Genomic DNA, 10,419 nt, shown 5'->3' on the forward strand with positions numbered 1-10,419 from the left:
TACCTGTAATTCACAATACTCTACGAGAAGGCTTGCACCTGTGTGATAAAGAAGCCAGAAATGACCAAATAAGGCAAAAGTTAAAAGCTAAAAGGCAAAAGAAGGAAAAAGAATAATGGTCACAAGCCCCTCTTTTTATGGGGATTATCTTTTTACTTTTTACTTTTTACTTTTCACCTTATGTGCAATTATTCTTTACTGCCAACTCTGGCTAGACTAACTTCTCTAGACTTCGATGCACCTACCGGTTGATCTGAATTTAACAGCGTTTTATATAGTTTGAGATTTTCCGCAGTTATATGCTCCCAACTATAATTTACTTGAATATTTCTTTGGGCATTTTTAGCCATCACTGTTATTTGTTGGGGATGACGAATTGCCCAATCCAAAGAACTCACTAAAGAGTCTGTATTACCAGCCATAAATAGGGTTCCCATGCCTCCATTAATCAATTGTTGGTGAGGCAAAATATCACTAGCTATCACTGGTATACCTTCCTGCATAGCTTCCAGCATTGCTAGAGGTAATCCCTCTAAATCGGAGGGTAAAACAAACATTCCTGCACCGCGAACGATTTCCCATAAGCGAGGGCCGCGCAGTTCACCAGCAAAAATAATATTGGGATTATTAGCGACCTTTTCTAATAATTGAGAGGTATAAGATTGAGTATCGCTGACACCTCCAGCTAATACTAGTTTCCATCCTGGTGCTTGTAATTTAGAAAAGGCTTCTATCAGTAAATCAGGACGCTTTTCGGGAACGATTCTGCCGACAAATATCATGTAACGCCCTGGTTCTAGACCCAGTTTTTTACCATAGGTAAAATTGGGATCTGATTCACCGTAGCTTGCGGGAGCGTTGGGTATATAAACTGTTTCCCGTCCATAGGTTTCCGCAAAGTAGGTTTTAAGAGCATCAGAGACAACAATCATACCGTGAGCAAAACGAACTGCGGCCTGTTCTCCCCCTTGAATTAGCCGAGTCGAGAAGCTACCCCATTTGGCGCGTTGCCAATCTAAACCTTGACAAGTAACTACAATTTTCGCTGAGTTGGCAATTCTGGGTAGGAAAGTGAACAGAGAGGGGCCAAGAGCATGGAAATGGACAATATCATATCTTTCTGCGGTTGCAGCGATCGCTCCTAACGCAGAGGTGACGAATGCGTCTGCTCCTCTGGCATCTATCCCAGGTAAGGAAATGACTCGCACACCTTGAAAATCATAATTTCCCAGCCAAGCAGTATCTGTATATGAAGAACGAGCAAATAAATCCACGCTATGACCTTGTGCAACTATCCGAGGATATACTTCTGCACAGTAATGCTCAATGCCACCCTGTTTAGGGGGAAGACCTTTTGCACCAATTACAGCAATTTTCATAGTCATGATGTTGAATTCTTTGATGAGGGAACACACTAAAATTAAAGACAGTTGGGAAAACTGTCTGTTTGTCAGCTAATTACCGAGAATTCTTTTAATTCCCAACGATTTAACATATCGCCATAAACATCTCTCACAACAGTACGCGCAGCATAAGGTTGTGCCGTGCGGACACAAGCCTCAATGGGATAATCTTGTGGCTTTAATAATATCCGCCGTAAAGCATCGGCTATAGAATCCGGTGTCCTTTGCTCACAGACAATACCACTATCGCAATGAAGTAACTTAGGAGTTTCACCGCATTTAGTTGTTACCACCGGCGTTCCACTAGCCAAGGCTTCTAAGACAACTAAGGGTAAACCTTCATAAGCACTGCTCAAAACAAAAACACTACTCAAACGATGTAACCTAGCCAATTCTTTTTGTTTCAATGCTCCCAGCATCGTCACCTGACTGGATAAGCCTAACTGTTCAATTTCCTGACGCACTGGAGTAGCTAATTCTCCATCGCCTGCTATTAATAGGTGCGTGTGGGGTTGATTTAAAGCGGCGAAAGCACGTACTAACAACAAGGGATCTTTTTGGGGATGCAGTCTTCCAGCAAACAGAATAAAACGTGTTGCTGGGTCTAGTCCCATCTGCAATGCTAATTCGCGCCGATTAGCTTCCCTTTGCGGCTGACTCCCAGAATAGAAAACCTCGTTATCAAAGGAGTTTTTTACGAATGCCACACGGTCTTGTAATTGGGGATAACGCTGGCGGTAAAACTGTGCAGCATCACTGTTACAAGACAATATCTGACTAAACTGGCGGATTAATAGACTCTCAAGAGCAAAGTAAGCTGCGGGAAATCTGCGCCACAGTATGGCTTTGCGGTCGGCCACAGTTGCCATCTGTGTGTGAATATCGTTGTGAATAAATATCGTTTTTTCTCCCTGCCAGTTCATGGCTGCCAAGCTAGGCTCAAGCCGATGAAAGTGCATAAAATCTGATGACAGGGAACGGCCTAACAATGCGGCCGTATATTTGACTGTAGTTGGGATTAAACCTCTAACGTTATCGTCTTCTAACTTGAGGATTGGTAAAAAGCTAACCTCTCTACCTGCAAATTCTGCATCTTGCCATTTACCAAGGGACTGACTAGAATCGCTAGCTGTTCCCACCAGCCGCACCTCAAAATCACTAGGAGCATACTTGATAAATGTGTTGATTAATGTCTGAATTCCTCCAATAGAAGTTTGCCAGGGATTGAACTGGTAAAAGATGGTTAGAACTGGTTTACGCATTACTCACACCCTAGGCGATATTATCACCCCGCAAGTTTGCAATTAAGTCAATAGGGAAAATATTGCAAAATAGTTGTAAAATTTATAACTACTTTACATAAGAACACACAGGTATATGGTAGTATCTCTAGGTTTAAAAGTCACTGCATCATTCCACTCTTTATAAAAACTTTACATTGCAGAGAGTATATACACTTGTAAAACACTTACGCAACAGAGAATTTAATTTAATTAATTTAAATCAACTTCATCATAGCTTCATCTAATTTGTGTATTTGTGCGGAAACAGGCTTATTGTCTTTTGTATTTGCCTGTACGTTGCTTTTTTTTAATTCAATGTGCTGCCAGTATGAATAGATTCATTGGGGGATGGGGGATTGGGGATTAGTAAAAGAATGAAGTGCGGTTGATAGGTAAAACTTACCATTTTGCTTATTCACGCAACAACGCCCAAAACAGGGAGTAGGGAGTAGGGAGTAGGGAAAAGGCAGAAAATACCCTACTCCTACTTGGTTTGAAGCCTCCCCCTTCGGGGGATACGGTGTACACACAAGTCGTGAAATTCCACCTGAAACTTGGTTTCGTCCTCTAGCTTTAGGTTGTGCGATCGCTCTGGAAGCCTGTCATTGCGAGGAGGAACGACGTTCACGAAGTGTTCCCGAAGGTTAGCAATCACTTTAACCACGGGATTATGTGATTACTTCGCTCCGTGCTGCTTTAGGGAAGCATCATAAGCGTTCCAATTCCGAACTTTGTACTGGGCTTTCGTTTTCATCGTTGGGCTAGGCGGCAAGAGAATATAGGCGATAGGTAAAATTTACCATTTGGCCTATTCACGCAACAACGCCAAATTTTAGCTTTCAGTTACAAAATAATCAGAACGCTCTGTTGGTTATATTTCTTTTCCGTAATATATTTATAATTTTTTAATTATTTCTCAGTAGCGATGATGTGTAAATCAATGTTTTGATGTCGAATTAGGTCTACTAATCTCTGCGTAAAAGAGCCTTTAAACCATCTTTTCCATCGAGGCTGTTGGCTTTCACCAATAACAATTTGAGTGATGTGATACCTAGTTGCAACTTGAGCAATTTCTTGAGCAATATTGTGACTTTTAATATGCAAAAATTCACCACCAAATTCTTTACATAATTTTTCACAAGTATCAATATGTAAACTTTCTTTTTTAGTGAGGAATTGTTCAGGGTTAGCAACAAAAATGGTATAAAGTCGCGCATTCATGTAATTAGCAATCCTAGCTCCCCGACGGAGTAACTGCACTGAATTAGGATAGGTAGACACACAAACTAAAACTCGCTCGTGAATATTACAGTTCTGCCCTTCTAATTTAGAAGTGTTTGCTTCTTCCTCTACTGTATCCGCGACTTCTCGCAGAGCAAGTTCTCGTAAAGCAATCAGATTACGACGCTGAAAAAAGTTTTTTAGGGATTGCTCAATTTTTTCAGAAGCGTAAATTTTGCCTTCTCGCAATCGCTCTTCTAGAGTTTCTGGAGTAACATCAATAACTACAACAGCATCAGCTTCGTCAAGCAGGCGGTCGGGAATACGTTCTCTCACCACAACACCTGTAATTCTTGCCACTAAGTCGTTTAGACTCTCTAGATGTTGAATGTTAACGGTGGAGTAAACATCAATTCCTGCGGCCAAAATAACTTCCACATCTTGATAACGTTTTTCTCGTTGAGAGCCAGGAACATTAGTATGAGCTAGTTCATCAATTAACACTAGTTGAGGAGAACGCTGTAAAATCGCATCTGTGTCCATTTCCTCCAAAGTAACGTTTTCTCTAATGCTGACTTTTCTCTTAATTACCTCTAACCCTATAGATTTTTGGGCTGTTTCTTTGCGTCCATGAGTTTCTAAGATGCCAATCACAACATCAATACCATCTTGTTTAAGCTGATGTGCTTCTTCCAGCATCCTGTAGGTTTTGCCCACACCAGGAGCCATACCGATGAATATTTTATGCTTTCCACGTCGGTAAGGACGAATGTAAGAGTTGTCAGGAGAGATTGTAGAGCTATTGGACATGAATAGGTGATTAAACTAGGTTTTTAACGATTTATTGCACAAAGAGTAGAGTATTTCGTTCATTTTTAGGAAAGTGACTCTAGTTTCGCCAAAAATACCTAAAAAATCTCCTATAAGTATATTGGTCAGCAATTATTTTAAACTGCTGAGGAGCTAATTACGCTATTGATGGAGTTGGTAGACAAAATAATATTCTATTTACAGATTTCTCAATTTTACAACACGGGCTGAAGCTGAAAAGCATTTTTTTACCCTTAAATCGTCATTCATTGATTTCAAGTAAACTAGAAATCGCAACAACTAGCTCATCAGGCTCTACAGGTTTAGCAAGGTATTTTTGAAAACCAACCGCCAGAGCTTGTTGCTGGTATTCTTTGGCAGCATAAGCTGTGAGGGCGATCGCTGGAATTTCTCTATTATGCTGTTGTTCCAACTGTCTCACTCTAGTCAATAGGGTATACCCATCTTCTTGAGGCAGACCAATGTCAAATACAAACAGGTAAACTTGAGAATTACAAACAGCTACCATTGCTTCCTGTACTGAAGCGGCAGTAATAACCTCAGAGCCTTCCTGCTCCAAAATGGAAATCAGTAAATCCCTAGAGTCTACTTCGTCGTCAACTACTAATATTCGTAAATCTGTAAGGCACAGCTGATTATTCCGTACTTGACAATCATCTTGAATGTTATTTGAGTCAATATACGTAGCTTCAGTTAAGTAATTAGTTTCTAGGAATTGTTTTGACATTAATGGTAACTTAACTGTAAAGGTAGCACCATACCCTTCGCCTAAACTGGTTGCCTCAATCGTTCCTCCATGTAGTTCTGTAAGCTGGCGAGCGATCGCTAATCCTAATCCTAAACCTCCGTAAGACCGGGTTGTTGAACTATCTGCCTGACTAAAACGGTCAAAAATAAATGGCAGAAATTCGGCATTAATTCCAATTCCTGTATCTTTAACTGTAATTACCGCATCTGTATTTACTTGCTTGACTTGTAACAAAATATAACCGTGTTCAGGAGTAAACTTGACTGCATTCAACAACAAATTCCCAAAAATTTGTTGTAATCGTGTTTCATCTCCTAAGACTTGTCCGTCGAGGGGATCTAACTTAGCTTGTAAATGAATCGCTTTTGTGGCGATCGCCGGATTTACAGATGTAATTACTGTGTTAACAATTGCCACCAAATCAACAGGGGCAACCTGAAGAGAAAATTTACCTGTAATAATCCCAGAAACATCTAAAATATCTTCGACAATTCGTGCTTGGGTTTTGGCGTTGCGAACAATAGTTTCCAAAGCACGCTTTGTTGTGCTGCTATTTGGCGTTTGGTTGAGGAGGATTTGCGCCCAACCCAGAATAGCATTGAGCGGTGTTCGCAATTCGTGGGATAGTGTGACTAAAAACTCATCTTTTAATCGATTTGCTGCCTCGGCATTAGCGCGAGCCTCTGCTCGCTGTACCGCTAACCGTACAGCTTTTGCTAAACGAGAATAAGATTTGGGTGACTTGAGTACGTAGTCATCCAACCCAGACTTCATCGCCTCAACTGCTATTACCTGACTACCGCTACTGGTGAACATCACAACTGGGCAATTAGGATAGTGCTGCTTGATAGTTCTCAGAATAGATATGCCATCAATCCAGCTTATTTGATAGTCGGTAACTACTACATCAAAAACACCATTTTCTAGTGCCTGTGCTAATTCCTGTGGATTTTTAATTTCTGCGATCTGTACATCAGCAAATTCTTTCTTCAGGGAGCAAATCGCCAAAAGGCGATCGTTTATATTGTCATCAATTAACAAAACATTTAACATATAGGACTCCTATTGATTTTTGAAAAAAATCCGTACCCCTCTAAATCCCTTCTTTTCTGTTCGCTGCCTACACAAATAATTTCAGGAATTAAAGTGGATTCCTATATAAGTTAAATTTAGGTATTAAAATACCTGAGTTTATTTTAATAGCCCAGTTTTTTGAGGGGGCATATTGTTGCAACCTCCTGACATCATCGTGCCACTCGGTAATGTTGTTCTGCACAGATTCACAGAACGGCTATTTTGAAGATTCTGGCTTATAGATGCTTTGATAAGATTTGCATGGCTGAGATTACTATTTCTCAAGTCTGTCATTTTTAGGTTAGAAGCTTCCAGATTTGCTCTTTGTAAATTAGCATTAACTAGCAAGCTAAAACTCAAGTTTGCTCCAGTCAAATCAGCTCCTTGTAAATTTACATTTCGCAAGTCTGCCCACTGTAAATTGGCATACCGAAGATTAGCATTTTTCAGGTTAGCTCCCTGAAGGTTTGTTGAGCGTAAATCAAATCCTTGTAAGTTAGCTTCTGACAAATTTACTCCCGATAAGTTACAGCTAAAGCATCGCCCTGTTTCTTGAAGCTGTTTCATCGGATTTTGACGCAGAAAATCATTGCCTTGGTTAACTAAAGTGGGAGTTAAGACAAGTGCTACAGGAAGAAGACGTAAAAAATTAATCATCATCTGAACTAAATTCTAGATTGCGAATTTAGATATTCCTAAAGTTTTGTAGGTAAGACATTCTATCGCGGCTGGTATTCAGAGCAGTTGATTGCTTCTTTGGTAAAAACAACCGAGGGGTTTACTGCACACTTGAGATAATTATTGTCATCAAAAAATTTACAGGTTTTACAGGGATATTGCTTCAGACGAACAATGTTTGATAGACGATTTCTATTTTCTGTAATCTTCACAAGGCTGGAAATCATAAACCAGTAAATTGCTCCCATAGCCATAAAGCAAATAAGAGCTAAAAATACTATAGCAACAGGTATATCTCCATCCTTGTTTTTTGCCTCATTATGTGTTGCTGCTATTGGTTGAGTTGCCATCAAGGTGGATTGATTTGCACTTGTTTCTGCGGACACATAAAATTGTGGTATTTCCGAAAACTGCATATCGAAATTCTCTATTTACCAAGGAGATAAATGCTGTTTAATAGGTTTCCATCCCACCTTTTGAAACAGACTCGCCATTGAAAATGAATTAGAGGGATTAACTAACTGCTGTTTCTCTTCTCGTACTATTGGGATGCTTCCTACACCAATACTTTTGCTCTTCCAAGGTGAGGTAGCAACTTCAATCTTATGAATCTGTAGTAGCCCACAATATTTAAAGATAGTAGTACCCCAAGGGCCAGGTTGTTCCTTCATTTGAGTGACTAAAAGTGTAGAAATTCCTGCTGATAACCAATCTGCTTGTAATACAGACGGAGCTTCGACAATAACAATTGATTCGGCAGAAATTGTATGCTTGACTTGAATTTTTTGTCCACCTATGAAAAGAGTTTCATTAAAAGATATGAGATTATTTTGAGCCTGAATATCGCTGATGTCACCTTTAATTTGGGTTGTAATCGGAGCGCCTAAGTCTTTAATCATCTCAGGATCTGGTGCATTATCTGACAAAAAGTAAATATCCATATCTAAAAGATGTGCAGAACTACAATTATTTAACATACTTGCTATCGCCGAAATAAAGAAGGTTGAGTAGGTATTAGTCGAGCTTCTAGTAAGCAAGCATTAAGTGAATAATAAACAGAATGAATTTTTTTTAAAGTGACTTTTAGGGCTGGAACCATCATGGGATGTATTGCTATCGCCAAGATGTAATCTCCAGAATAAATTTCAGGGTTTTCTTGTGCGGGAATGACCTGTTCTTTTCTTAATATCCCTAAAAAACTACACTTTTCAGGTAACTGAATTTCGTTTAAAGGAATACCACAGTAAATACTATTGGGTTGGATTAAAACACCAAATAGGCTTGGTTCAACTACACTTTGATGGTTAAACACAAAACATTTTTTATTTAACTATAGTGTTATTGTGCATCATTTTATGTAGAAAAATATGCGTAACTAGGTATATTTTTAAAAAATTAAACGCTAAATAAAAAATAAACATATGTTTATTTTCTATCTAAACAATCTATATTTAGAAATATAAATTTGTTATATCAACTACTAAACATTTTGAATATAAAAGTAAAAATAACAAAACTGTATTTTGCCACCATGCGTCATTTAGAAATATTACTCATACCAAATTGCAGCCAAAGCATAGTAACTTGGACTGGAAGTGGGGGAATAGGAATATTACGTTTGAGCGCGATTTAAAATTAGACAAGGTTTTAGAAAAAACTAATTTTTATTTAAATGAGATTAAATGAAAGTCGATTTGGGAAAACGATGTCCGATCGCAAATCGCTTGTTTACTATTGGAGTTGTGGATTGCAGCATTGGGTAGTCGGTGAGCGAATATACGCATCAGTTGGCTAATCAAAGATCCTCTAAAAATCTTCTGCCAGCGATTGTGGCAAGATTGACCTAAAACTATTTGTGTAATTCGGTGAAAATCTGCAACCTGAGCAATTTTTTCGGCAACGTTATGACTGGATTCTTGTAAGAACTCACCGTTTAACTTTTGACAAAGATTTTTACAGCTTTGAATATGAAATTCTTCTTCTTTTGTCAGGAAACGTTGGGGGTCGCTGACAAATAAAACATAGAGTGGAGCCTTCATACAGCTGGCAATTTTGGCTCCTTTGTGAATTAATTGCAGGGAGTGTGGCTGGGGAGAAACACAAACTAGGATGCGTTCATGTACACAGCAAGCTTGTGCAAGTGAAGCGTAACCTGCTTCTTTGATTCCTTTTTGCTCAATTTTATCAGCTACTTCTCGTAGTGCCAGTTCTCGTAGTAATACTAAATTATGATGCTGAAATAAATTTTGCTGCGATCGCTCAATTTTATCCAGTGGATAAATCTTACCATTCAATAATCTTTCTTCTAAGGTTTCAGGTGTGACATCCACAACCACCACTTCGTTAGCCACTTCTAATAAATAATCAGGGATGCTATCTTGCACAACAATTCCCGTCATTTGGGTAACTAAATGGCTAAATTTCTCTAAGTGTTGAATGTTAACTGTAGAGTAGACATCTATACCTGCTTTCAGTATTGCCTCCACATCTTGGTAGTGCCTGTCTCTCCCAGACCTCGGTATACTGGTGTGCGCTAGTTCATCAATCAGAACTAGCTGAGGTTGACGCGCAAGGATAGCATCTGTATCCATTTGAGTGAGTATTAATTCACCCTGTTGTACAATTTTGCGAGGAATTACCTCCAAGCCAATAGCTTTGGCAGCTATATCTATGCGCCCGTGAGTTTCCAAGTAGCCGATAACTACATCTTTACCTTGGTGTTTGAGTCGGTGGGCTTCATCCAACATTTTATAGGTTTTGCCCACGCCAGGAGCCATACCAAGAAGGATTTTATGTTTGCCACAATGAGAAGGACGAGTATAGGTACTGTTAGCTGAAATAGGGAAGGGGTTAGACATGATTGGAGTATCAACGTCAATAAAATTAATCTTACACCTATTCAATGTTTAAAACTTCCTTAAGAATATTTAATTTTTGCACTTTTAATGTATCCAATTTGGGGCGATCGCTTTCTAAGTAAGACCAGTAAAAAATAACCGCGATCGCTCTGAGTAACTACACTGCAAAAACTTATTACAATCCACCAGAATGCTGATTCAACTCTGTACTAATCCCAGGGCAAACGCATCTAAATATAGTACAAGAATACTAAGCAAGGGATAAAGGCAGGCATATCTAACGGCAAGGTTCTGTCTAAGTAGGTGGTATAGAGGATAAGTAG

10 protein-coding genes are annotated in these 10,419 nt (G+C 39.2%); all 10 read right to left on the bottom strand.

Annotated features, from left to right (window positions below; translation table 11 throughout):
• Positions 1-188: 188 nt before the first annotated feature.
• The 10 genes from H6G14_RS01785 to H6G14_RS01830 all read right to left on the bottom strand — a co-directional run bounded on the left by H6G14_RS01785 (position 189) and on the right by H6G14_RS01830 (position 10,096).
• The gene (locus H6G14_RS01785) at positions 189-1,379 is read right to left on the bottom strand and encodes a glycosyltransferase family 4 protein (protein WP_190565459.1); all 1,191 of its coding nucleotides are present in this window, start codon (positions 1,377-1,379) and stop codon (positions 189-191) included.
• A gap of 71 nt (positions 1,380-1,450) precedes the next feature.
• Positions 1,451-2,665 (bottom strand): glycosyltransferase, encoded by a 1,215-nt coding sequence (locus H6G14_RS01790; RefSeq protein ID WP_190565429.1) that lies wholly within the window; start codon positions 2,663-2,665, stop codon positions 1,451-1,453.
• 505 nt (positions 2,666-3,170) lie between these two features.
• Complete coding sequence (locus tag H6G14_RS01795; RefSeq protein ID WP_190565430.1) at positions 3,171-3,341, bottom strand: hypothetical protein; 171 nt, start codon at positions 3,339-3,341, stop codon at positions 3,171-3,173.
• 254 nt (positions 3,342-3,595) lie between these two features.
• Positions 3,596-4,717, bottom strand: coding sequence for a sensor protein KdpD (locus tag H6G14_RS01800; protein WP_190565431.1), 1,122 nt, complete (start codon positions 4,715-4,717; stop codon positions 3,596-3,598).
• A gap of 262 nt (positions 4,718-4,979) precedes the next feature.
• A complete protein-coding gene (locus H6G14_RS01805) occupies positions 4,980-6,539 on the bottom strand; it encodes an ATP-binding response regulator (protein WP_190565432.1) in 1,560 nt (519 codons plus the stop codon).
• A 138-nt stretch (positions 6,540-6,677) separates the two neighbouring features.
• Positions 6,678-7,220, bottom strand: a complete 543-nt coding sequence (locus H6G14_RS01810) for a pentapeptide repeat-containing protein (RefSeq protein ID WP_190565433.1) — start codon at positions 7,218-7,220, stop codon at positions 6,678-6,680.
• A 59-nt stretch (positions 7,221-7,279) separates the two neighbouring features.
• A complete protein-coding gene (locus H6G14_RS01815; protein WP_190565434.1) occupies positions 7,280-7,654 on the bottom strand; it encodes a hypothetical protein in 375 nt (124 codons plus the stop codon).
• 15 nt (positions 7,655-7,669) lie between these two features.
• Complete coding sequence (locus H6G14_RS01820) at positions 7,670-8,215, bottom strand: hypothetical protein (RefSeq protein WP_190565435.1); 546 nt, start codon at positions 8,213-8,215, stop codon at positions 7,670-7,672.
• A 5-nt stretch (positions 8,216-8,220) separates the two neighbouring features.
• Positions 8,221-8,550 (bottom strand): TrkA C-terminal domain-containing protein, encoded by a 330-nt coding sequence (locus H6G14_RS01825; protein WP_190565436.1) that lies wholly within the window; start codon positions 8,548-8,550, stop codon positions 8,221-8,223.
• 352 nt (positions 8,551-8,902) lie between these two features.
• On the bottom strand, positions 8,903-10,096 hold the full coding sequence (locus H6G14_RS01830; protein ID WP_190565437.1) for a histidine kinase: 1,194 nt from the start codon (positions 10,094-10,096) through the stop codon (positions 8,903-8,905).
• Positions 10,097-10,419: the final 323 nt, after the last annotated feature.

The sequence above is a fragment of the Nostoc parmelioides FACHB-3921 genome (assembly GCF_014696625.1).
Taxonomy (GTDB): domain Bacteria; phylum Cyanobacteriota; class Cyanobacteriia; order Cyanobacteriales; family Nostocaceae; genus Trichormus; species Trichormus parmelioides.